This is a genomic window from Hyphomicrobium sp. NDB2Meth4, assembly GCF_900117445.1.
GTDB lineage: Bacteria > Pseudomonadota > Alphaproteobacteria > Rhizobiales > Hyphomicrobiaceae > Hyphomicrobium_A.
In genome coordinates this window covers 1022165-1045924 of the sequence record NZ_FPEJ01000001.1, presented here as the reverse complement: position 1 = coordinate 1045924, position 23760 = coordinate 1022165, and the positions used below count along the sequence as shown (strand labels likewise).

The 23760-nt window shown below is 65.2% G+C and carries 13 protein-coding genes; 8 read left to right on the top strand and 5 right to left on the bottom strand.

Annotated elements, in window-relative coordinates:
- The first annotated feature begins 118 nt into the window (after positions 1-118).
- From NDB2M4_RS04945 to NDB2M4_RS04915, 7 genes are all read left to right on the top strand, one after another.
- Positions 119-2548 carry a transglycosylase domain-containing protein gene (locus tag NDB2M4_RS04945; protein ID WP_083555775.1) on the top strand — a complete coding sequence of 810 codons (2430 nt, stop codon included), beginning with the start codon at positions 119-121 and terminating at the stop codon, positions 2546-2548.
- A 449-nt stretch (positions 2549-2997) separates the two neighbouring features.
- On the top strand, positions 2998-5565 hold the full coding sequence (locus tag NDB2M4_RS04940) for a hypothetical protein (protein ID WP_072370855.1): 2568 nt from the start codon (positions 2998-3000) through the stop codon (positions 5563-5565).
- Between the two features lie 152 nt (positions 5566-5717).
- A complete protein-coding gene (locus NDB2M4_RS04935; RefSeq protein WP_072370852.1) occupies positions 5718-6302 on the top strand; it encodes a hypothetical protein in 585 nt (194 codons plus the stop codon).
- A gap of 225 nt (positions 6303-6527) precedes the next feature.
- Positions 6528-11858 (top strand): alpha-2-macroglobulin, encoded by a 5331-nt coding sequence (locus tag NDB2M4_RS04930; protein ID WP_072371879.1) that lies wholly within the window; start codon positions 6528-6530, stop codon positions 11856-11858.
- A 17-nt stretch (positions 11859-11875) separates the two neighbouring features.
- Positions 11876-14146, top strand: coding sequence for a penicillin-binding protein 1C (pbpC, locus tag NDB2M4_RS04925; RefSeq protein WP_072371876.1), 2271 nt, complete (start codon positions 11876-11878; stop codon positions 14144-14146).
- A 37-nt stretch (positions 14147-14183) separates the two neighbouring features.
- The gene (locus tag NDB2M4_RS04920; protein WP_083555773.1) at positions 14184-15248 is read left to right on the top strand and encodes an extracellular catalytic domain type 2 short-chain-length polyhydroxyalkanoate depolymerase; all 1065 of its coding nucleotides are present in this window, start codon (positions 14184-14186) and stop codon (positions 15246-15248) included.
- Positions 15249-15400: 152 nt separating this feature from the next.
- Entirely contained in the window at positions 15401-16348 is a 948-nt protein-coding gene (locus tag NDB2M4_RS04915; RefSeq protein ID WP_072370850.1) for a hypothetical protein, read from the top strand.
- Between the two features lie 15 nt (positions 16349-16363).
- Here the strand turns inward: NDB2M4_RS04915 and NDB2M4_RS04910 are convergent, their stop codons facing one another.
- From NDB2M4_RS04910 to lysA, 3 genes are all read right to left on the bottom strand, one after another.
- A complete protein-coding gene (locus NDB2M4_RS04910) occupies positions 16364-17074 on the bottom strand; it encodes a hypothetical protein (protein ID WP_072370847.1) in 711 nt (236 codons plus the stop codon).
- 74 nt (positions 17075-17148) lie between these two features.
- Entirely contained in the window at positions 17149-19812 is a 2664-nt protein-coding gene (locus NDB2M4_RS04905; RefSeq protein ID WP_072370844.1) for a TIGR02302 family protein, read from the bottom strand.
- 103 nt (positions 19813-19915) lie between these two features.
- A complete protein-coding gene (gene lysA / locus NDB2M4_RS04900) occupies positions 19916-21184 on the bottom strand; it encodes a diaminopimelate decarboxylase (RefSeq protein WP_072370842.1) in 1269 nt (422 codons plus the stop codon).
- An 85-nt stretch (positions 21185-21269) separates the two neighbouring features.
- On the opposite strand from lysA, the gene NDB2M4_RS04895 reads away from it, so the two are divergent.
- Positions 21270-21968, top strand: a complete 699-nt coding sequence (locus NDB2M4_RS04895) for a class I SAM-dependent methyltransferase (protein ID WP_072370838.1) — start codon at positions 21270-21272, stop codon at positions 21966-21968.
- Positions 21969-21971: 3 nt separating this feature from the next.
- Here the strand turns inward: NDB2M4_RS04895 and NDB2M4_RS04890 are convergent, their stop codons facing one another.
- Both NDB2M4_RS04890 and argH read right to left on the bottom strand, forming a co-directional pair.
- Positions 21972-22193 (bottom strand): lipoprotein, encoded by a 222-nt coding sequence (locus NDB2M4_RS04890; RefSeq protein WP_072370835.1) that lies wholly within the window; start codon positions 22191-22193, stop codon positions 21972-21974.
- A 105-nt stretch (positions 22194-22298) separates the two neighbouring features.
- The gene (argH, locus tag NDB2M4_RS04885; RefSeq protein WP_244536045.1) at positions 22299-23708 is read right to left on the bottom strand and encodes an argininosuccinate lyase; all 1410 of its coding nucleotides are present in this window, start codon (positions 23706-23708) and stop codon (positions 22299-22301) included.
- Between the last annotated feature and the right edge of the window lie 52 nt (positions 23709-23760).

The window sequence follows — 23760 nt, the reverse complement described above, 5'->3', positions numbered from 1 at the left end:
CTGAGGGCTGGCGCTATTTGCTAAAGGCGCCATCTGACGGGGCCAATATCGCCATAAACACGGGCTAGTTGTCGCTCGCATCGGCGCTTGGGCGCTCTTCTCCTGCGAGCGGCAGGTCATGCTCGGTTTAATTCGCGTGCTGCTGCGGTCGCTTGAACTCGTGGCGCTGCTGCCGTTTCGCATTTTGCAAATCGTACTCGACGGCGTCGCGTTCAATCCGCGACTCGGGCCTCTACGCCATGTCGCCAGTGCGGCCATCGCCTATACGCTGCTCGCAATCTTCCTCGTCTATGTCTTCGCGCCTATCCGCGGGGCCATCGGCCATTACACGCAGGGCGACAAGCTGCACTATGATGCCGAGCGCTGGCTGGCGACGGCGATCTACGACGCGCGCGGGAGCTTCGTCGGCACGTTCGATCCGCGCCTCGATAGCCTACGTGACGTCAACTATTCGAGCGAGGCCATCGACCTTGGCGATTACGTCGCCAACCCGGATCACAAGTCGATCCCGGTGCGCGAAGTGCCGGAAAGCTACTGGCAGTGCCTCGTCTATCATGAAGACCGCAACCTCGGCAGCCTGCTGAACCCGTTCGGCATCGACCTTGCCGGCGTGCTGAAGATCCCCTTCTCGACCGTTCGGCGCTCGATTGCAGCAAAGCGGCTCGTGGTTGGAGTGGGCGGCTCGACGCTGGCGATGCAGTTCGTGCGCGTCATCTATAAGACGCCGCCCAGCCAGCACGAAGGCGCGATGACAAAGCTGAAGCGCAAGGTGGGCGAGTGGTGGCTGGCGCCGGTGGTTTACCGCGAGCTGACCGAAGGCGGCGACAACAGAGAGCTGAAACAGTGGGCGGCCAATCATCTCTGGCTGGCACAGCGCACCGGCGGCTCGCCGCTGCACGGCATAGAACTGACGAGCCGCATCGTGTTCGGCAAGGAGGCGGCTGACTTGTCGGTAGCGCAGCAGTTCGTGCTGGCCTCGGCGGTGAACAGGCCGATCATCCTCTTGGAAGGCAGCGAGCGGCTCAACGCAGTGCGCATGGATCGCTGGCGCTACCTCACCGAGGTGCGGGCTCGCACGTGCGCGGAGAAACTGATCAAGGACGAAGCTCTGCAAAAGGAAGTGCTGTTCGAGCTGGTCGCCATGGCGGCAGGGCCGCCCGATCCCAAGATCAAGCCGCGGCTGCAGGATGCCCTCGACAAGTATGCGCCGGGATTGGCGCTGCCGGCACAAGCCAACCCGGTTGTGCGCGCCAATGCGCTGATGCCCGCAGCGCGGTATGGCCTGCGCGAAGAAATGAAGCAGCGCTATGGGTTTGGCTGGCGCGATCACGTGCGCGGTGTGACGACGACGTTCGATGCGGCGCGGAACCTGGCGTTCGCCGACGCCGTGCGGGCGAAGCTTGCTGAGGTCCACGCGCGTTATACCAGCAAGATCGATGCGGCGTTCACGCTCGACCCGGCGAAGATTTCGGCTGAGCGGCGCAGCCCGGATGTGATCGTCGCTGCGGCCAACGCCAAGGGCGAGATCGTGCGCTACTTCGAGCAAGGTGAGAACGCTGCTTACTTCGGCTCGCCGTTCGCTCGGGAGGCGGCAACGGGCCTCTACGATGCCCGGCGCGAAAGCCGCATGGTCGCTTCGACCGGCAAGATCATCGCGGCGATCGCCATCGCCAATACGATGCGTGACACGCCGCAGTCGGTCTATCTCGACAAGCAGGCGCCTGCGCAGGGGCTCGAGGGCTGCGGGCGCGGGAATGAGAGCCATGGGCGGCGAGCTCTGACGGCCTTCGCCTGCTCGCTGAACGATCCGCTGATGACGCGGACGGCGCAGGTGGGCCAAGCACGCGTGAAACGGCTGATCGATCAGCTCGGCTACACGATGCCACCAACGAACGCGGACGGGAGCGGCACGCCGCCTTCGACGGCCGTGGTGCTGGGCCAGGTTGCAGCTGCGCCCCGGCGGGTGCACCAGCTTGCAGGCGTCGTGCTGGCTAGCCTCATCGGGCGCGGGGCGTCTCCGCTGCCGATGCCAACGCTGGTGAAGGGCTACGACTTCACGAGCCTCGATGAAGACGGGGCCGGAGATGCGCCGGGTAGCGTCGTTCCCAACAAGATCATCCGCGCGGGCGCGCGGCCGCTGGTACAAGCGCTGCTGCAAGCACCGCTGTGCTACGAGGCCGGCGGCAGGCCGACCGGAACGCTGAAGGATCTTTCCGGCTGGTGCGCGCGCCGTCATCCCGGCGTGAAGCTGCACTTTGCCAAGACCGGGACCCAGGTGACCGAGGATATCTCGGCGACGGTCGATGCGTGGATCACCGGGGGCCTGCAGTTCTCGAACGGGGCAGCCTATTCATACGTGGTCGTCGTCGGCACCGGCTCATCGAGCGCGCCGTGGGCGCATAACCTGCACGCCTCGCAAGTGGCGGTGCCGCTGGTCGATGCACTGCTGAAGGACTTGGAAGCCGAGGCGACGGGGAAGAAGCAGCCAGCGCCGGCAAAGGCGAAGGCGACCGCGCAGAAGGGCGGCGCAAGGCTCAGCGCGAATTAGGGTTTTGGCTGACACGAGCTGATAGAAGCTTTGCATGCGGCGAACGTCGCGCGAGTTGATGGCCGCGCCTTGGCGCGGCGCCCCTTGGGCGCATGCCGCTTCGCGGCGACGATGTGCACAAGCGCCGCCTCCCAACACCCGTCATCCTCGGCTTTATGCCGGGGATCCATCCCACAACGCATTTGGACACTCGTCGTAAGCGGATGGCTGGGTCCTCGGGGCAAGCCCGTGGATGACAGGGCTGATGCTGTGTAGGGCGGGTTCCGCCATGCATGCGCCGTACTGGCGACAAAAACGAAGCCTACGAACACCCTCGGATCACTTACCGGCACGATGGGACACTGAACGGCGAAAGAGGCGTTTCGCGCATTCGGTGGTTGGAGGCTTCGCGCGCGTTGGCGTCGCGGGCTTGCGATTACCTATGCCCGATGGGTTGAGCAGGGTCACATATGTCGTTGCGGACGGGCGCGCCGTGGTCGCGCACGAGGACTTCCAGCAGAGGTTTCAGCGCTCTTAGCCACGACAGTGACTGGGCCGAGCCCGACGCTCCCAAGCGCGACTGGAAAAAGCTCGTACTCATCATCGGCCTCGCGGCGCTGTCGTGGGTCGCAACATACGTTGGCATGCTCGAGCTAATCGAGAGCAACATGGGCTCGCTGCCCCTGGTGCATAAGCTGATCATCGGCTTCTCGGTGGCGATGCTGATGACCATGGTCGTGTGGCTGCTCGACCAGATGTTCTCGCCGATCGACTGGTTCACCCGGCTCGCCTACCTCGGCGGCTACGTGTTCCTGACAATCATCTCGGTCGGGTTCGGATTCGGCTTCTACTGGAAAGTGCTGGAGAGCCGCTCGGAGGCGGCAAGGTCGGCGGAAAACGCTGTCGGGCAGGTGCAGTCCTCGCTCAACGGTGCAGCGACGCGGCTGGAGCAGTTGCAGGCGACGCTGGTGCAGCTTGCCGCGCTGTCCACGGACAAGGCGGCCATCGAGCGTGACAAGGGGACCTCGTGCCCCAACTCATCGCCGGGCGATGGACCGCGGCGGAAGATGCGCGATGAGGACGCGGCACGCTTCGGCTTCGCATCGGATTTCGTCAAGGGACGCGTGACGTCAATCAAAGGCGACATGGCGGCGCTCGACGGCGAACTGGCCAAGATCGTCTCCAACGACGCCTCGACCATCGACAAGGCGAGCGGCACGCGTAACGAATTCATGCGCACGCTGGGGCGGCGCCTCGACATGACTGTTACGGGCTTCAACGCGTTCCGTACCGATCCCCAATTGCGCCAGATCCGCACCGACCTTGCCGACCGCGCCGAGCGCACAACCATTAGTGTGGGCGGTAAGTCTATTTCGTGCCCCGATGCGCAGTTGCAGGTGGCACTGCGCGGCGTGGTGCGGGCAATCGACCAATTGCCGACGCTGGAGAAGCCGGAGATCGCGGCCGTCGAAGGCTCGGAGGCGACGATCGAGGCGTTCCGGCGCCTGACGGCGACGTTCGTCGGGCTGATGTCGTTCGAGCTGCCGCCGTCGGCCGACGAGTTGCGCCTCCTACAGCAGAAAGCCGTGCAGTCGATCGACAATCCCGCGGCACTGCGCGCGCTCAGCACAGAGGCGGCCGGGCTTTCGAAACGTGATTACATTCCGCTCGGCATTGCCGTGTTCGTCGACCTGTGCCTGCTGCTGGTTTCCATCGGGCGGCCGATGAACCGGTTCGTTGCCACGCGCCAGAGCATGATCGAGGCCGAGCGCGGCCCGGTGTTTCCTATCTTGTCGCGGTTCTCGGAAATCCATAACCACGAAGAGACGCGGCGCACGTTCGACGTATTCCGCGAGGTGATCTTTGAAGCCGGCGGCACCTATTACGTCGCCGTGCCGCTCAACGCCCCGCGTGGCCATCCGAACCGGGAACAGCTGAAGCGCGACGCGCAGGCGCTGGCGAACCTTTGCTATGCGCTCGAGGGGCAAGGCGTTCTCAGCCGGCCGTGGAAAATCGCGCCTGGGCTCGTTGCGCATCGCAAGTTGCGCCGCCAAGGCTCCAAGTTCATCGAGTGCTACCGGGACAACCATATCGCCCCGGTGCCGCGGGCGGCTCGGGCGCTGCGGTCTCTATTCATTGCAGACCGGTACGGCGACGAGCGGCCGGCCTTCCGGCTGTACGCCTTCAAGCGCGGAGCGTGGCCGGAGATGATCCTCGGCGCAGTGATGGGCGCGGCCAGCCGGGTGGAGGCGGAACGGCGGCGGGAAGAGGAGTTGCGAGCGAAGGTCGAGGAGGTGGCCGAGGTGCGCGCTGAATTCGAGCGCGAGGTGTCCGAGGCGGCGCGTCCACGCACTGCCGAGACGCCCAAGGCCGAACCCGGTCTCATGCTGCGCCGGCGCCGGCGACCCAATATATTCCAGCACCGGCCCGGGACCGCGCAGGAGCCGCGGACGCGTCCGGCTACCGCTTTTTCCCATACTGCGGATGCACAAGGTCCGGCCCCGCATGGTGCCGATCGTGTCAAGCGCGAGCTGAAGCCCTCCATTCGCACCGAGGGACCAACCGACAAGACATTCCGGCAGCGGTTCGGCAACTACGCCGGCCTCGCCGAGGCGGAGCTGGCGACGTACGAGGACGTTGAGGAAGCCGCTAGCCACGCCAACAGCAACACGGCGCATACGACGCCCGCGGTTGAAGAGCCCGCGGTGGTGGTGCCGTTCCCGGCTCCCGCCCAGCCGCGCGGCGAATCAGAAGCCAACGCATCGATCGGGGTCGAGCTTCGACGCGAGACGGCGACGTTCCACGTTCCGTTCGGCGAGGGGGGTGCGCTTCCGGAAGCAATCCGCAAACTGTCGGACGCACTGAAGCTAAGCTCGAACGAGGTTGCGACAGATCAGCTCGAATTGGCTCTCGCGGCGCCGAAACTGGCGCCTGCAGACGAGAACGAATCGATCGCATTACCCGATCTCAGTGCTCCACAGGAAATAGAATTTGCAGACTTCGAGCCGCCACGAGTGCTGCGCAGGATGGTGGACTAAGCCGTTGTGTGAGCTTGCACGAATTCGCGCTCAGCCGGGCGCTCTGAAACGCTTGATTAACCGAAATGTCAGCTTAATGGCCGGCAACAGCAACAATCCTCGGTGGGACATGTCTCGCGCTTCAATCCGGGGCAACATGGGGGACTACGGTCATGTCTAACGAAGCACCAACTCATCTGCATGGCCAATCCATTGCCGAGAAAATCTCGAAGCTGACGGCGTTCATCGCCGATGACCTCGATGCTCGTGGCGCGCACGGTTTGCTCGCCAGCGGTGGATGCTACCTCCTCGTTGCCCGCTCTCCAGAAAGTCCGGTCGTGCAGGCTCTACGCGGCCACGCGGAGCGCATGTCGTCGATGGGGATCCGCGTCCGCGCCATCTTCAGCGACGTCGACCAGGCCAACCCGGTACACCTGTCGGCTCCTTTCTCCATGCCGAGCGAGTGCCGGATCGTGCGCGACTCGCGCCTGCTTGCGGCTCACGAGCAGCTTTCGCTGTCTCTGACCAGCACCTGGATCGGCGACTGCATGCGCCGCGAGCCCAATAAGCGCGATGCCTTCGAGCAGTATGCCGGCGACTGCGCCAAGACCGGCGCGCATGCCTCGCGCTCGTTCGAAAACCTCTGGCGCGTGACGGCGCCACTGTTCGCGGTGCCGCCGCTGGCTGCCCTGGCGCAGATGCCCGAGATCGCCGCGTTGGGCGAAGAGGCAGCGCCTTATGGGATGCGCCGCCAGTAAGCGGTCGCACGCTACATTTTGAGCCATTCGGGAGGCCGGCGCTGACAAGCGTCGGCCTTTTCGATTTGGGCCGGCGCAAACACCCGCAAATGGCGGAAAATGCCGGCAAGTCCTTGGTTATCGCCACCGCGTGGACATTGGCCCCCCTTCGCCTTCACCGGGACACCTAACGCTCCGATACTGCAAATGGATCGTTTCGGCTCAGCTCCCCCAATGGTGGCCACAATGCATTTAATCGCACGCATCTTTCTCGCCTTCTGCCTCATCTTGCCTTTTGCGCCTGCGATGGCGCAGCAGCAGACCTCGCAAGAGGTGCATCCGTTCGCACATCAAGGCGTCAAAGGTGACGCGCAGCGCTATGAGGCGTACCTCAAAGCGAACTGGAAACTGTCAGGGCAGAGCGCAGCCGACCTGATCCGCGAGGGCGGCCGCGCAATGGCAACGGACCCGCGCGCCGCCTCGCGCAGCTATGCCGGCGCGGCGGTTGCGGATGCGCAAGATGCCGAAGCGTGGATCGGGCTGGCGCGCGCACTGCTGGCGATCCCGCCCGATCCGAGCAAGGATAGCGAGCGTTACGATCTTCCGGTGAATGCGTCGGGCGCGGCCTACATCGCTTACGAACGCAGCAAAGACGATCCGCAGCGTGCGCGGGCTCTTGCTGTGCTCGGTGATGCGTTGCAGCGGCGCTCATACTGGCGTCCGGCAATCGATGCGCTGAAGACGTCCCTCGCCCTCGCCGACAATGGCGCGGTGCGTGAGAGCTACGATAAACTGCGCGCCGAGTACGGGTTCCGCATGACCGATTACAAGGCGGATGCGGAGACGTCGGCGCCGCGCCTTTGCCTGCAATTCTCGGAGAGCCTGGCACGCGGTCAGGTGGATTTCGCCAAGTTCGTCTCGGTAGACGGCAAAGACCCGCAGGGCGTCGTTGCAGAGAACGAGCAGCTGTGCGTCGAAGGCCTCGCGCACGGGCAGCGCTACCGCGTGCAGGTGCGCGCGGGGTTGCCCTCAGCCGTCGAGGAGGAGCTGCAGAAGAATATCGACATTGCCGTCTACGTGCCGGACCGTAAGCCGTTCGTGCGCTTCTCGGGCAAGTCGTACGTGCTGCCGAGCCGCGGCCAGCAGGGCATCCCGCTGGTGTCGATCAACACGCAGAAGGTAGATGTCGAGGTCTATCGCATCGGCGACCGCAACCTAGTCGGTGCCATCGAGGGCGGCGATTTCCAGCGTCAGCTGCAGTCGTACGAGGTCGATCAGATCCGTTCGCGCAGCGGTGAGAAGGTTTTCACCGGCTCGATGGACGTGCCGCAGAAGCTGAACGAGGAGATGACGACGGCGATGCCGGTGACCGACGCTGTCGGCACGCTGAAGCCGGGCGTCTACGTGATGATCGCCAAGCCGTCGCAGAAGTCGCGCAACGACTATGGCACCGAGGCGACGCAGTGGTTCATCGTGTCCGATCTCGGCCTCACGGCGTTTTCGGGTGATGACGGCGTGCACGCGTTCGTGCGCTCGCTGGCAGATGCGACGCCTTCCGGCGAAGTCAACGTGAAGCTGGTCGCGCGCAACAACGAGGTGCTGGGCACGGCAAAGACCGACGCACGCGGCTATGCGCGCTTCGAGGCCGGGCTTGTGCGTGGCGAGGGCGGTCTGCAACCGGCGATGCTGGTGGCAGAGAATTCCCGCGGCGAATACGCATTCCTCGATCTCACATCTGGTGCGTTCGATCTGACGGATCGCGGCGTGAAGGGCCGTGAGGCACCGGGGCCGCTCGACGGCTTCGTCTACACCGAGCGCGGCGTCTACCGACCGGGCGAGGACGTGCACCTTGCGGCGCTGGTGCGCGATGCGACGGGCAAGGCGGCGACTCTCCCCGTAACGCTGATCGTCACCCGGCCGGATGGCGTCGAGCATGCGCGCTATACGCTGAAGGATCGCGGATTGGGCGGTCGCGACATCACGCTGCCGCTGGCGCCTTCGGCCCAGACTGGTACGTGGCGTGCAAAGCTGCACACCGATCCGAACAAGGATGCGATCACGCAGGTTTCGTTCCTGGTGGAAGACTTCGTGCCTGAGCGCCTCGACATGAAGCTCGAGCCGCCGACTGCCGCGCTGACGCCGCAGGAAACGCAGACGATCAAGGCGACGGGCCGCTACCTCTATGGTCCGCCGGCCGCCGACCTCGCCATCGAGGGCGACATCATCGTCAAGCCGTCGAACAAGGACGTGGCGGGATATCCTGGCTTCACGTTCGGTCAGGCGGACGAACTGATCGAGCCGGTGCGCAAGCCGCTCGACGGTGTGACGACGACCGACAAGGATGGCGTTGCACAAGTTGCCGTGACACTTCCTGCCGTGCAGCAGACCGCAAAGCCACTCGAGGCCAGCGTCGTGTTGCGGCTGCGCGAGACGGGCGGGCGCACGATTGAACGCAGCGTGACTATCCCCGTCGATCTGAAGCAGCCGCGCATCGGCCTCAAGCCGCTGTTCAAGGGCTCGGAGCTCGATGAGAAGCAGACAGCAGGCTTCGAGGTCGTCGCGCTCGACGCCGAGGGCAAGCGCATTGCTGCCAATGGGCTCAACTGGGTACTGAACCGGCTCGACACGAGCTGGCAGTGGTATCGCCGGGACGGGCAGTGGAACTACGAGGCGGTGACGCTGACGCGCAAAGTTGCCGACGGCACGCTCAACGCCGCGGCGGACGGTGCGTTCGCGAAGATCGAAGCGGGCGTCGACTGGGGCCGCTACAAGCTCGAGGTGACATCGGCCGATCCGAGCGGACCTGCTGCCAGCATGACGTTCAACGCCGGCTGGTACACGACGGCGGATGAGGCCGAGAGCCCGGAAGTGCTCGACGTGGCACTCGACCGCGCGAGCTACAAGGTCGGCGAGACAGCGAAGCTGCGTATTGCCACCAAGGTGGGAGGCAAGGCTCTGATCTCGGTGCTCTCGGATGGTTTGCTGTCGCAGCAGGAAATCGAAGTCCCGAACGGCGGCGGCGAAGCCGAGGTGAAGGTTGGCGAAGAGTGGGGTCCGGGCGCCTACGTCACGGCGATGCTCTATCGTCCGCTGGATGAGAGCCTGAAGCGCATGCCCTCGCGCGCCATCGGCGTTGCTTGGCTCGGTCTCGACCAGGCAGAAAAGACGCTGACGGTATCGATCAATGCGCCGGAAAAGATCAAGTCGGGCACGACTCTGACTGTTCCGGTGAAGCTCGAAGGTCTCAAGCAGGGCGAGGAGGCTCGTCTCACGCTTGCGGCGGTCGATCTTGGCATCGTCAATCTCACCCGCTTCAAGACGCCGGCGCCGGAAAGCTGGTTCTATGCGCAGCGCCGCATGGGCCTCGAAATCCGCGACTTCTACGGCCGGCTGATTGACGGCATGCGCGCAGAACGCGGCACGCTGCGTTCGGGCGGTGACGGCGGCGCGGACATGGGTGCGCAAGGCAGCCCGCCCGTGGAAGAAACTGTCTCGCTGTTCTCCGGCATCGTCAGTGTCGGCGCGGATGGCACGGCGACTGTCAGCTTCGACATTCCTGACTTCAACGGCACGGTGCGACTCATGGCCGTTGCCTGGAGCGCGAACAAGCTCGGGCATGGCCAAGCGGACGTCATCGTGCGCGACGCCGTTGCGTTGACCGCGTCTGGTCCGCGGTTCCTGACACTTGGCGATGAAGCGCGTCTCGACATCGCCGTGCATAATGTCGAAGGGCCGGATGCTGCCTACAAGCTCGACCTGACGACGCCCGGCGCCGATGGTGAGGGTGCGGACAAGTCTGTCCACACCGCTAGCCTCGACCTCAAGGCGAACGAGCGCCGTGCGGTGCAGGTGCCGGTCAAACCGACCGACGTAGGCATCGTCAACTACGACATTCGCGTAACCGGCCCGAACGGCATCGATGTCAAGCGTCACCTGACGTTCGATGTGAAGCCGCCGGCCGCGGACGTGAAGCGCACGACGATCGCCAAGCTGAAGCCGGGCGCGAATATCACGCTCAGCCCTGACCTGGTGCACGACATGATCGCCTCGCGGACGCGCGTGTCGATGAGCGTCGGGCCGATGGCAACGCTCGACATCCCCTCGCTGCTGACCCAGCTCGACCGCTATCCCTACGGTTGCGCCGAGCAGACGGTGAGCCGCGCACTGCCGCTTGTCTATGCGAATGCGGTGGCGGCTCAGCTCGGCATCGCGCCGGACAAGGAGTTGAAGGAGCGGGTGCAGAAGGCGGTCGATCGCGTGTTCGAGATGCAGGATGCCAGCGGTGCATTCGGCGTGTGGGGGCCGTCGTCGACGGATCTCTGGCTGACCGGATACGTCACCGACTTCCTGACGCGCGCGAAAGAGCAGGGCTTCGACGTGAACCCGCAGGGCTTCACGCAGGCGCTCGACCGGTTACAGAACTTCATCGCCTACGCGGAGGACTTCCAGAAGGGCGGCGAAGACCGGGCTTATGCGCTGTACGTGCTGGCTCGCAACGGCCGCGCGCCGATCGGCGACCTGCGCTACTACGCAGATACGCGTCTTGACCGCTTCTCGACGCCGCTCGCGAAGGCACAGCTCGGTGCGGCGCTTGCGATGGTGGGTGACAAGGTGCGTGCCGAAACCGCGTTCGGCTCGGCGCTCGACGCGCTCGATCTGCCGGAGGCAACCGGGCTCGGCGGCTACCGTGCCGACTATGGCTCGGACCTGCGCGACAGCGCAGCGCTGGTGACGCTGGCAACGGAAACGCGTGTTTCTAACGTCGAGGCACCCAAGCTCGTCAACGTGATCGCCAAGGCGTACACGGGGCGCAGCTATACCTCGACTCAGGAGCAGGCGTGGCTGCTGCTGGCTGCGAATGCGCTGGCCGAGGAAGGCAACGACCTGAAGCTGATCGTCAACGGTGCGCCGGTCGTCGGTGCGGTGACGCGAGCGATGTCGGCGGGCGAGCTTCTGAAGTCTCCGTTGAGCGTGACCAACGATGGTTCAGCGCCGGTCGATGCCGTCGTGAGCGTGGTTGGCTCGGCGTTGACGGTCGAACCAGCGGTCTCGAAGGGCTTCACCATCGAGCGCACTTTCTACACGCTCGACGGCAAGCAAGTTGACCTCAAGAGCGCGACAGGCGGCGAAGGCGAGATCAAGCAGAACGAGCGCCTCGTCGCGGTTGTGAAGATTGAAGCGAAGGAGCCGGGCGGCCGCGTGATGCTGGTCGACCGGTTGCCCGCTGGCTTCGAGATCGACAATCCGCATCTGGTCGACTCGGGCGATGTGAAGGCTCTGCCCTGGCTGAAGACCTCGGTGCAGCCGGAGCATTCCGAGTTCCGCGACGACCGGTTCGTTGCCGCGTTCAACTTCTCAGGCGCGAATGTCGAGCAGGTAAGCCAGCAGTCGGAGTCGACGCCTGACGGGCAGACCAACACCAAAGGGCCGGCCGCTTCTGCGACCGTCGCCTATCTGGTGCGGGCAGTGACGCCGGGCACGTTCGTCCATCCGGCTGCGACGGTTGAGGATATGTACCGGCCCGAGCGTTACGCGCGCTCGGCGGCGGGCAAGCTCTCCGTCACGGCGGGCAAGTGATGGCAATGGGCGCGTTGATGAGAAAGCTGCTCCACCTATTTCCCTCCCCCCTTGCGGGGGAGGGGCAGGGAGGGGGGAGATTAAAGGCGGCATCCGGCTGCACCACCCCCACCCCAACCCTCCCCCATCGAGGGGGAGGGCGAAAGACGTGGGGGCGCGCTGCTGCATTTAGTGTTGCAGCGCTCGCTGGCCTATGCGGGCTGGGTTTCGGCGCAGGGTATGTTGCGCTCGAGGAGATCGGGCCGCCGGACCTCAAGCAGACGGAGAACATCTCCACCATCGTGCTCGATCGCAAGGACCGCTTGCTGCGCGCATTCACAACTGACGACGGGCGGTGGCGGCTGCCTGTCGAGGTTTCAGACGTAGATGAGCGCTATCTGGCGATGCTGATGGCGTTCGAGGACAAGCGTTTCTACCAGCACGGCGGCGTCGATATGCGGTCGATGGCGCGTGCGGCGGCGCAGCTCATCGGCAATGGGCGCATCGTGTCGGGTGCGTCGACGCTGACGATGCAGGTCGCGCGTCTTGTCGAAGGAAAGTACGAGCGCTCGAGCCGGGCGAAAATCCGCCAGATCGCGGGCGCGCTGCAGCTCGAGCACTTCCTGTCGAAGAAGGAAATCCTGGCGCTCTATCTGCGACTGGCACCGTTCGGCGGCAACATTGAAGGCGTGCGCGCGGCGTCGCTCGCCTATTTCGGCAAAGAGCCGCGCAGGCTTTCGGTCGGAGAGGCGGCGCTGCTGGTCGCTCTGCCGCAATCGCCGGAGTGGCGGCGGCCGGATCGCAACCCCAAGGCCGCGCGTGTCGCCCGCGACCGCGTGTTGCAGCGCGCAGTTGAAGGCGGCGTGATCACGGAGGCAGAGGCGGAACGAGCTTCGCACGAGCCGGTGCCGACGGCGCGGCGCGCATTCCCGAAGCTGGCGCCGCATCTTGCCGAAGCCGAGGTGATCGAGAAGCCAGCCGAGAGCGTGCATCACCTCACGATCGACCGAGGCGTGCAGCGTGCGCTGGAGGGGCTTGCCGAAGAGCAGACAAAGCTTCTGGGCCAGAAGCTCTCGGCGGCGATCCTCGTCGTCGATCACACTACGGGCGAGGTGATCGCGCACGTCGGCTCGGCCGGATACCTCGATGATGCGCGGTTCGGTGCCATCGACATGGTGGGCGCGACGCGCTCGCCGGGATCGACGCTCAAGCCCTTCATCTATGGTCTTGCGTTCGAGTCCGGCCTCGCGCACCCGCAGACGCTGATCGAGGATCGGCCGGTTCGCTTTGGCAATTACGCGCCGAAGAACTTCGATGAAGACTTCCACGGCACCGTCACCATTCACGACGCGCTGGCGCAATCGCTGAACATCCCGGCGGTGAAAGTGCTTAATGCGCTCGGTCCCGGCAAGCTCGCGGGACGCTTCAGGAAGGTCGGCGTCGAAGCCATGTTCCCCGACAGGAGCCAGCCGACGCTGGCGATGGCTCTGGGCGGCGTCGGCCTGACGCTGCGCGATATCGCGACGCTTTACACCGCGCTCGCGCGCAGCGGTGATGTGACGCCGCTGATCTACCGCAAGTCCGATCTCAAACAGTCGGCGGAAGCGTTGATTCACGGGAAACAGGCGGAGCGCAAGCGGCTGATGTCGCCGCTGGCAGCCTGGTACGTGACAGACATCCTGAAGGATGCACCACCGCCGCTGAACGCGAAGGCCGGCCGCCTCGCATACAAAACCGGCACGTCGTACGGATATCGCGACGCCTGGGCGGTTGGCTACGACGGCCGTCATGTGGTGGCGGTCTGGGTGGGGCGCCCGGATGGTGCGGCGACGCCGGGATTGTCGGGCCGCGTTGCCGCGGCGCCGATCCTGTTCGATGCCTTCGCGCGTCTCGGCGAGCGACGCTCGGCGCTGCAAAGCGCGCCGGCTGGTGCCCTGCGGGTCACAGGCTCCGAGTTGCCGCCACCTCTCAAGCGGTTTCGCGAGAACGGCGTCGAGGCTGTACAGGGGCCATTCCTGGAGCCGCGCGTGGCAATCTCCTATCCGCCAGATCGCGCGGAGGTCGAATTGGAGGCCGATGATCCGGTGCTGCTAAAGGCCAACGGCGGCGTGCTGCCGCTCACCTGGCTGGTGAACGGCGCGCCCATCACGTCCGATCCGCGCGCGCGGCAGGTGGTCTGGCAGCCGGACGGCAACGGCTTCGTCAATTTCTCTGTCGTCGATGCCAAAGGCCGCGTGGACCGCGTGACCGTGCGCCTGAAGCCGACGGCACAGCTCGTTCCAATGGCGGCAGAGGCGCAGAAGCGTTAGTGTTCGCCAGGAGCCATAAAGCAGCGGCGCAGCGGCGATGAAAAGACTGATACCGGCCATTCTTCTGGTGCTGACGGTTGCTGCCGCAGGTTGCAGCGAGCAGCCGGCCGCCGAGCTACCCGCGCTGGAGGCGAACCGAGCCGAGACTTCCGTTTCGGGCATCTCGTCAGGCGCCTATATGGCCGGGCAGTTCGAGATGGCGCACGCCAAGGAGGTCGTCGGCGCGGCAATCATCGCGGGCGGCCCTTACGGCTGCTCGGAGAGTCTCTATGCCGATGTCATCCCCGGACCGGGTACGGCGCTTCTGAACCTGACAAAGGCGATCAACGGCTGCATGCAGAACGCGCTGCAAGCGTTCGGCGTGCCGAACCCTGCGCTGCTGGCACAGCGCGCGAGCCGTCTCGCCGAGCACGATCGCATCGATCCGATTGCCGATGTGCTGACCGACCGCGTCTATCTCTTCAGCGGGAAGAACGACACCACAGTGGTGCCAGCGATCGTCGAAGCTGCGCGCAACTTCTATGTCGACGTGGGCGTTCCGGACGCAAACATCCTTTTCGTGTCGGACATTTCTGCCGGGCATGCGTTCGTCACCGACGATCGCGGCCCCGCGTGCGACTATACCGGCAAGCCGTACATCGTCGATTGCGACTACGATCAGGCGGGTGCGCTGCTGAAGCAAATCTATGGCGACCTCAAAGCGCCGGCTGACGTAGCTACCGGACGTTTGATGGCGTTCGATCAAGCTGCCTTTACGAAAGACCTCTCCAATCACGGGATGAGCGATCTCGGCCTCGTCTACGTGCCGCGTGGATGCGAGGCGGACGCAGGATGCCGCGTTCACATCGCCTACCATGGGTGCGGGCAGAACCGCACTTTCGTCGGCGATGCCTTCGCGCGCGATTCCGGTTTTGCACGCTGGGCGGACGCCAACAACATCGTTGTTCTGTTCCCGCAGACGGCGGCGACGCCGGTCAATCCGCAAGGGTGCTGGGACTGGTGGGGATATACCGGTGCGGACTACCTGACGCGGAAAGCGCCGCAAATCATTGCGGTTTACCGCATGCTGGAACGCCTCTCGGCGCCGCGCACCTCTTCTTGATATCCCTCACGTTCTTCCGACGCGGCAACGCGGCACAGCGGGTCCGCCGCGGGGTCCATTGGCGGGGCGGGCCAGCTCGCATAACTTGCGCCGCAGCATGCGCCGGCCGGCCACGGGCTGCCCGCAATAACGCATTGAGAAGGGGGACGCCGATGGCGCAACTACTCACGCTCGGCTGGACGGGCGAGGCGCCTCGATCGCCGGGACGGCGCACGTTCGATGTCGCCGCGGCGCTGGCGGCCGGGGTGATGATCACCGTGTCAACAGCCGCGGCCGTCATGGAGCAGGCGCGGATCGACGACGAGCCGGCACAGGCGCAGGGGAGGAAGGCCGGCGCCGGCAGCTCTGTTGCGGTCGGCAACGAGACGACCATCGGCGCCTACACAGGCGTTCCCTACACGTACCCGACTGCCGCGCACATCAAAGGCGCAGGCGACAATCCCGCGACGGACTTCACCATCGATCCTGTCGGCTGGTACACGGACCCGTTCAAGAGTCCGATCTATTACGGGGCGCGCGTTGCGCGTTGGTTCTCAGGCGGGAAGACCGGTACGGGCGTCGACTTCATCCATTCGAAGGCGATCGCGCCGCTGGACGACGAGGCCAACTTTTCGGGCACGCTCGACGGACAGCCGCTGCCAGCGCGTGCACGCATCCGCGATGTGGTGAAGAAGCTAGAGTTCTCACACGGCCACAACATGCTGCTCTTGACCGGCTTCCTGCGGCTCCCGAGCATCGGCGCGCGGATCAGTCCGTATGTCGGTGCGGGTGGCGGCGTGCTGCTGCCGCACACGGAGTTCGCGTACACAAATGGCAGCCGTCCGCGCACCTACGAATACAATTATGCAGGCCCCGCGGGGCAGGCGCTGGCGGGCTTCGAGATACGGCTTTCAAGGCTATCGGTGTTCGTCGAATACAAGTTCACCTACGGCCATTACGGCGCGCCGCTCAGCGAGGCAGAAGGGAGCTGGCTGCCGCTCGATCTCTGGCGGCAGGTGTCACGCTGGTTCGCAGGCGAAGCTCCCGCCGGTGGCCACATCTCGACGGAGGTGGTGAGCCATCAGGTGGTCAGCGGACTTACGGTGCGACTGGCGCGATAAGGATGGGCCGGGCGCTCAGCCGCGACACATCGCGGTGCAACCGGGCGCGGGCGCGAGATAGATGGTGCGGTCCTCGTGCATGAGGACGTCGCCAATCGTCTCGGTGACGATGCCGCTTTTCGATTCCCACAGGTCACGGCCCGTCTGCCAATAGCCACCGGTGTTCTCGATGATCGGCTTCAGGCGCTTCAGCCATTCGGCGGAGACGCCGGCCGGTACGTAGTAGCGGTCGTGGAACTGATCGATGGAGCTCTTGCCTGGCGCGCCAGTCTGCACCTCGTCGACACCGCCGGTGAGCTTGCGCCTCCAGGTGCGATGGAAGAACCACAGGCTGCTCAACGCGGCACGGCGATTATCGCTGGCGAGGAAAATCGGAATGCACGCGGACGCGCAGGTCGAGCCCTGATCGACGATGGTCGTCAGTTTGTGCGTTTCCTTGATGTGGTGCAGCACGGCAATGGTGCCGGCCATATAGTCGACGCGCCCGCCGCAGGACTTCAGCGAAAGCTCAACGGATTTGACGCGGTGCTTGTTGGCCTCGAACGCGTCGTCGATCGCGGTGGCCATCTTCTTGTTGACCTTGCCGGTCCAGCTCAAGACCAACTTTTCGCTGCCGACAATCCTGGCTGGCGAAAGCCGGCCGTCGGCGCAATCGTCGCCCGCCTCGGCAGGCTGCCACGGCAACGCGAACAACACGATGATGAAGAGAGCCCCCAGGGTACGCATGCCCCAATTGCTCCGCCACTCTCGTGGCGAAAAAAGGGTAAAGCGATGTTAACCAAGATAATGGTGAACGGGACTCAGAACCGGCGGAGCAAGCGCTCGTAGTAGTCCAGCTCCTGGGTGGGACGGGCTGGCTGGGCGAGGCGGCGGCGCAGCTCTTCGAGGATTTCGCGCGCGCGCTGCATGTCGATCTCGTCGGGCACCTTCACCGAGTTGCCGGCATCAGGGCCCTGGAAACGCTGCGGGCGGCCGAGCGGATCGCGCGGCTGATTGCCGTTCTGGCCGTAACGCGATGAGCCTTCCTTGGACATGCCTTCGGCCATCTTCTGCGCGCCCTGGCGCATCTGGTCGAGTGCTTCGGACTGATCCGAGAGCGCAGTGTCCATGTCGTTTTCTTCGAGCGACTTCTCGGCGTTTTCCATGGCGTCGCGCGCCTTGTTGAACTCGTCCTGGCCGGCGCCAAGCTCATCCAGCTCGCGGCGCAGTTTCTCGAGCTCGTCTTTGAGTGCCTGCTGCTGCTCGCTCAGGCTGCCTTTGCCGCCTTGCTGCCCCTGCTGTTGGCCTTGCTGCTGCCCGCCCTGGCCTTGGCCCTGCTGACCTTGGCCGCGCTGACCCTGCTGGCCGCTCTGCCCTTGCTGGCCGGGCATGCCTTGGCCCTGACGGCTGCGGCTCTGCTGCTGGCCATTCTCTCCGGGCATGGTGCCGCCGGGGGTCTGCTGCTGGCGGCGGTTCTCGCGATAGGTGTCGTCCATCAGGCGCTGCTGGCGTCCGACAAGACCGCCAAGCTCATCGAGCTTCTTCTGCATCTGCTGGCCGCGTTGGGCCTGCTGCTGGGACTGCTGACCCGACTGCAGACGCTCGAGCAGGTCGCGCAGCTCGGCAAGCATCTGCTGCGCCTGATCGCGCGAGCCGGACTTGGCCATGTTCTCCAGATTTTTCATCATCTGGTCGAGGTCTTGCTGGCTGATCTGCTGGTCCTGCTGGTCGAGGCCTTCGGGCGGAGCCTGATCCTGAGCGTTCTTCGCCATTTGCTGCATGTACTTGGAGAGCGCCTCGCGCAGCTCCTGCATGGCCTGATCGATCTCGCTGTCGGGCGCGTTCTTTTCGAGCGCCTCCGCGAGCTTGTCCTGAGCGTCCTTCAGCGCCTTCTCGGCTTCGGAAAGGTCACCGTCCTCGATGCGCAGGGCCATCTCCCACAGGCCATCGGTGATGCTCTTTAACCCTTCGCTAGAGGTGTCGCGGTCGAGGTTGCGCATCGCGGTGCGCAAGCCGAGGTAGACGGCCGTTGAATCGATGAAGCCTTCCGGCTCGATTGTCAGCGCATCGAGCGCGCGCTTGGCGAGCGGGGCGTAGCGCGGATCATCCATAAGCTTGGCGCGCTGCTCGACGACGGCACGGGCGAGCGGCTTCTTGAAGATGCGCTGAGGCAGCACAAGGCGCATAGGCTTGGAGCGGCCGACGTTGCCGGCGATGTCCTTGGCTTCGAGGGTCAATACGACCTCGCGCCCGGCGTAGGGGTGCGGACCGAAGTCGATATAGGTCTCCGCCTGCTTCTGCGAGGGACGCGGCAGGCGCAAGGTGATCTCGGGCGGTGGCTCATGCGGCGGGCGCGGGCCTTGGAGCACCTTGGGCTGAGCCCACGCCTTGCTGGGATCGACCGGCTTCTCTGCGCTGCGATCGCGTTTCACATCGGCGCTGGCGGAGACGACGCCGTAGTCGTCCTCGACGGTATAGGTGAGCTTCATCGAGCCGCGGCGTGTGCGCTCGGGCGCCTTCGCCACGGCGATGACCGGCGGCTTATCCGGCCGGACGTAGAATGCCCAGCGCGCCAGCTCGACGCCTCCGGCGAGGACACGGATCTCGGCCGACTTACGCAGCTCGTAGCGGATCTCGGAGATGTCGGCGCTCGGCGCGGTCGACTTGCCGGCATCGGGCGCCTTGGCTTCGACGTGCTGGCGCTCGGTCGAACCTTCAGCGAAGACGTCGAGCGAAGGCGCGCCGAGCCCCTTGCCGCTGGTGCGCACGATCAGCACGCTGCGATCAGGCACGTCATAGAGCTTGGGTTGAGTCTCAGCCGCGGCGGGGCCGCGAGCGCCATCGGCCAGCATGACCGGAGCCTTGCCCGTGTAGGAGGGCGGCGTCACCCAGGCATCGAGGCGAGCTTCGGCAATAGCCTTGGCAGCGTTGAAACGGAAAGCGGAGCGGAGGCGGTCGGACGCGCTGTCGCCAACGAGGACCAGCAGGGCGACAACGCCGAGAACGAGCAGCCCGCGCAGGGCGACGGGGTCCTGCCGGTCAGCGCGTGGTTGAGGCGGGCCGACGCGCAGCTTAGCGAGGGCCGCCGAGAGGCGCGCCCGATGCGCCTGCCAAATGGCGGCGGTGCGCGGGTCATCGGCATTGGCGGTGACAGTGTCCTCATAGGAGGACGCGGGACGATGGGGGACGCCCGAAACGCGTTCGATGCGGCGGACGGCCTCCTCGCGTGCCGGGTAGGGCGTGCGCAGCGCGTAAAGGACGGCGGCGACAGCCGCGATCGCGAAGGCCGCCAGCGCGATGTAATGCAGCGGGTCGGACATCAGCGGCCAGATGCCGGCGAGCGAGACCAGCAGGAAGAAGCCGACAAGGCCGAGAAGGATCCAGATGCGCGGCCACAGGCGCTCAAAGAAGAGCGCGAAACGGCTCATGCGCACTTTGCGTGCGAACTTGGCGTCGATGGGGGAAGCTGCCTGCGGCTCCGTCATGGGCGGAACGATACCCGGAACATTGCGGCGGGCCTAGCGGCGCTCCGCCGCGTAAGGATTAAAGTTTGGTCATTCTCGCGTGATCTGGCTTGGGCTGCAGGCCCTATTTGAGCCAAGCGGGAAGCTTGTCCAGGGCGATCTGGGCGTCGGGGGTAACGCGCGGGCGGACAACGGCATATTCATCGCCGTTCACCAGTACTTCGGGCACCAGAGAGCGCGTGTTGTAGGTCGACGACATGACGGCCCCGTAGGCGCCGGCCGTCATGACAGCGATGAGATCGCCGGAGCTGAGCGGCGGGAGCTTGCGGTCGAGAGCGAGATAGTCGCCCGTCTCGCAGACAGGCCCGACAATGTCCTGCACAATCGGCGGCATCGCGTTCTTTGCCTCGTCCACGGGCCAGATCTCGTGCTGCGCCTCGTAGAGGGTGGGGCGGATGAGGTCGTTCATAGCCGCATCTACGATGGTGAACGTCTTGTCGACGCCTTCCTTCGAATAGATGACGCGGCTGACGAGCACGCCGGCGTTGCCGGCAATGACGCGGCCGGGCTCCATGACGATCTTGAGCTTCAGGGCCCCGAGTTCTTCTTTCACGATGGTGGCGTAAGCGGCGGGTGGCGGGGCGACCTCGCCCTCCGACATGTAGGGCACGCCGAGGCCGCCGCCGATGTCGAGGTGGACGAGCTTGTGCCCGTCAGCGATCAATTCGCTGGCGAGCTCACGCATCAAGCGAAAGGCGTTGCGGAAGGGCTCCAGCTGCGTGATCTGGCTGCCGATATGCATATGAATGCCGGTGACGGCGATGCCGGGCAACTTGGCAGCTGCGGCGTAAATGCGGCGCGCATCGGCATAAGGGATACCGAACTTGTTCTCGGCCTTGCCGGTGGAGATCTTGGCGTGCGTCTTGGCATCAACGTCGGGGTTAACGCGCAGGGCGACGTGCGCAGTCTTGCCAAGGCTAGAGGCGACCTCGCTCAGAGCGCGCAACTCTGGCTCGCTCTCGACGTTGAACCCTAGTATGCCCTGCTGGAGCGCATAGGCCATTTCCTCTCGGGTCTTGCCCACGCCGGCAAAGATGATCTTGTCGGCGGGCGTGCCGGCAGCGAGGGCGCGGCGGAGTTCGCCTTCGGAGACGACATCCATTCCGGCGCCGAGGCGGGCGAGCGTCGCCAGTACGGCCTGATTGGAGTTGGCCTTTACCGCGAAGCAGATGAGCGCGTCCTGGCCGGCAAACGCCTCGGTGATGACCTTGTAATGCCGCTCCAGCGTGGCGGTGGAATAGCAGTAGAAGGGCGTTCCGACCTCGTCGGCGAGGCGTGCGAGGCTCACGCCCTCAGCGTGCAGCACGCCGCCGCGATAATGAAAATGGTGCATGAGACGGGGTCTCTCGTTGGCAGCGAGCTGCTAAGTCGTGCGCCGCTAATAGCGGGAGAGAGCAGGCAATGGCAATGGCGGGACGATGAGCGAAGTAAAACAAGCAGATCAGGTGGGTGTCGCGACGGACCTCGAGCGGTCCGTGGGGGTTCCGCTCGCTGAGTTCAATTTCACCATCGCCGGCCGGACGTGGCGCATCGAGGCGGCGCGGGACCATGCCTCGCTGCTGAGCGCGGTCGAGACCTACGCGGCTTTCCCATTCGGCCTGCTCGTATGGGAGTCGGCGCAGGCGCTGGCCGAGGCGCTGGCGGCAGAGCCCGATCTGGTGGCCGGCAAGACGGTGTTGGAGCTGGGTACCGGCGTAGGACTGCCCGGCATCGTGGCGCGCTCCCTCGGAGCCGCAGCGGTGCGGCAGACCGACAACGTCGCTCAGGCCCTGACGCTGTGCCGGGTGAACGCGCAGACCAACGGGGTCGAGGGCATCGAGCTTGCGCTCGCCAACTGGGATGCCTGGACCGACACGCGGACTTACGACGTGATCATCGGCTCGGACGTGTTGTACGAGCGGACGGCGCATGCGCCGCTGGCGGCGATCCTGGAGCGCAACCTTAGTCCCGGCGGCCGCGTGCTGATCGCCGATCCGGAGCGGCAGGATACGCCACTGTTTCTCCGCGAGTTGGAGTCGGCGGGGTGGAAGTCGACCCGGCGGCGGAGGGAGGTCCCGTCAATGATGCCGGGCGGCGCCGACATGGTCGACGTCGACATCATCGAGCTTTGGCGGTGATGATTAGCGCAGCAGCGGGTCGAGGATGAAGCCGTCGTGCGGCTTCGGCGGGGCGGCGCTGCCCGGCTGGGTGCCGGCAGCCTCGGCCGACTTGGCGGTGCCGTCAGCTTTGGCGGTGGGCGGCGGATCGAGCGAGCCACGGACGCCGCAGCCACCGAAGCCGAGGCAGAGCCCGGCCGCGATAAGCACGGCAACCATTGCCTTCGGTGTCAACGATACGCGCATGTCCCCGACGACCCCACTCCACGCGGCCAGCGCTGGCTAACGCCGCATAGCCAAGGAACCCCACCGCAAAGGCGGATCTAGGGCGCCTTGGCACCTTTGGCATTTCTAGCCCTTCGACGGGGCCTTTTCCAACCGCTTCCGCCAGGAGGCCGCCATTTTGGCGACGTTCTGTGGCGCAGTTCCCCCATGACTGATCCGGCTCGCTACCGAGTTCTCAGGGCTCAAAACCGTGAAAACATCGGCAGTTATGCGGGGCTCGATGGCCTGCATGGCGGGAAGCGGCAATTTATCCAGAGGAAGATTGTCGGCCTCGGCGGCGGCGACGATGCGGCCGGTGACGTGGTGGGCGTCGCGGAACGGCATCTTGAGGACGCGCACGAGCCAGTCGGCGAGGTCAGTCGCCGTCGAATAGCCGCCGCCAGCGGCAGCCAGCATCGGTGCCGCCTGAGGTTGCATGTCATCGACCATGCCTGTCATCGCCGCTAGGGCGAGGGCGAGGCTGTCGAGGGCGTCGAACGCGACCTCTTTATCTTCCTGCATATCCTTGGAATAGGCGAGGGGCAGGCCCTTCATCACCATCATCAGGCTCTGAAAGGCACCAGCGATGCGGCCGACCTTGGCACGCGAAAGCTCTGCGGCATCCGGATTGCGCTTCTGCGGCATAATCGAGGAGCCGGTGGTGAACTTGTCGGTCAGCTTGATAAAGCCGAACTGCGGCGTCGACCACAGCACGATCTCCTCGGCGAAGCGCGACAGGTGCATGGCGCAGATCGAGGCGGCGGCCAGCGTTTCGAGGATGAAATCGCGGTCGGAGACGCTGTCGAGCGAGTTGTCGGTCGGCTTGGCGAAATCGAGTGCCTTGGCCGTCGCGTGGCGATCGATGGGGAACGAGGTGCCGGCGAGCGCGGCGGCGCCGAGCGGGCATTCGTTGAGGCGCGCGCGGGCATCGGCGAGGCGGCCGCGGTCGCGCCCAAGCATTTCGACGTAGGCCATCAGGTGGTGGCCGAAGGTGACCGGCTGGGCGGGCTGCAGATGCGTGAACCCAGGCATTACCGTGCCCGCGTGAGCTTCAGCCTTGCGTACGAGGGCGAGTTGCAGCGCCGCCAGGGCAGCATCGAGGCCGTCGATGCGCTCACGGACGTAGAGCTTGAAGTCGGTCGCGACCTGATCGTTGCGCGAGCGGGCCGTGTGCAGGCGTCCGGCGGGCGTGCCGATGACCTCCTTAAGCCGGCTCTCGACGTTCATGTGCACGTCCTCGAGCGCGCGGGAGAACGGAAAATCGCCTTTCTCGATCTCGGCTCCGACCTTGCCCAGGCCGTCGATGATCGCCGCGGCGTCGGCCTTCTCGATGATCCCGGCGTCGGCAAGCATGGCGGCATGCGCCTTGGACGCGCGGATATCCTGCGGGGCCATACGCTTGTCGAAGCCGATGGAGGCGTTTATCTCCTCCATGATCTCGGCCGGAGACACCGTGAAGCGACCGCCCCACATGCTGTTCGCAGGCTTGTCCGTCACGGTTTTCTGTTCTCCGTAAAGGCCGCTCGATGAATGCTCGGCGAAAGAAGGC

Excerpts from the sequence above, each read along its gene's own strand:
- NDB2M4_RS04945 (WP_083555775.1), top strand. The coding sequence starts at position 119 with ATGCTCGGTTTAATTCGCGTGCTGCTGCGGTCGCTTGAACTCGTGGCG.
- NDB2M4_RS04940 (WP_072370855.1), top strand. The coding sequence starts at position 2,998 with ATGTCGTTGCGGACGGGCGCGCCGTGGTCGCGCACGAGGACTTCCAGC.
- NDB2M4_RS04935 (WP_072370852.1), top strand. The coding sequence starts at position 5,718 with ATGTCTAACGAAGCACCAACTCATCTGCATGGCCAATCCATTGCCGAG.
- NDB2M4_RS04930 (WP_072371879.1), top strand. The coding sequence starts at position 6,528 with ATGCATTTAATCGCACGCATCTTTCTCGCCTTCTGCCTCATCTTGCCT.
- pbpC (WP_072371876.1), top strand. The coding sequence starts at position 11,876 with ATGAGAAAGCTGCTCCACCTATTTCCCTCCCCCCTTGCGGGGGAGGGG.
- NDB2M4_RS04920 (WP_083555773.1), top strand. The coding sequence starts at position 14,184 with ATGAAAAGACTGATACCGGCCATTCTTCTGGTGCTGACGGTTGCTGCC.
- NDB2M4_RS04915 (WP_072370850.1), top strand. The coding sequence starts at position 15,401 with ATGGCGCAACTACTCACGCTCGGCTGGACGGGCGAGGCGCCTCGATCG.
- NDB2M4_RS04910 (WP_072370847.1), bottom strand. The coding sequence starts at position 17,074 with ATGCGTACCCTGGGGGCTCTCTTCATCATCGTGTTGTTCGCGTTGCCG.
- NDB2M4_RS04905 (WP_072370844.1), bottom strand. The coding sequence starts at position 19,812 with ATGACGGAGCCGCAGGCAGCTTCCCCCATCGACGCCAAGTTCGCACGC.
- lysA (WP_072370842.1), bottom strand. The coding sequence starts at position 21,184 with ATGCACCATTTTCATTATCGCGGCGGCGTGCTGCACGCTGAGGGCGTG.
- NDB2M4_RS04895 (WP_072370838.1), top strand. The coding sequence starts at position 21,270 with ATGAGCGAAGTAAAACAAGCAGATCAGGTGGGTGTCGCGACGGACCTC.
- NDB2M4_RS04890 (WP_072370835.1), bottom strand. The coding sequence starts at position 22,193 with ATGCGCGTATCGTTGACACCGAAGGCAATGGTTGCCGTGCTTATCGCG.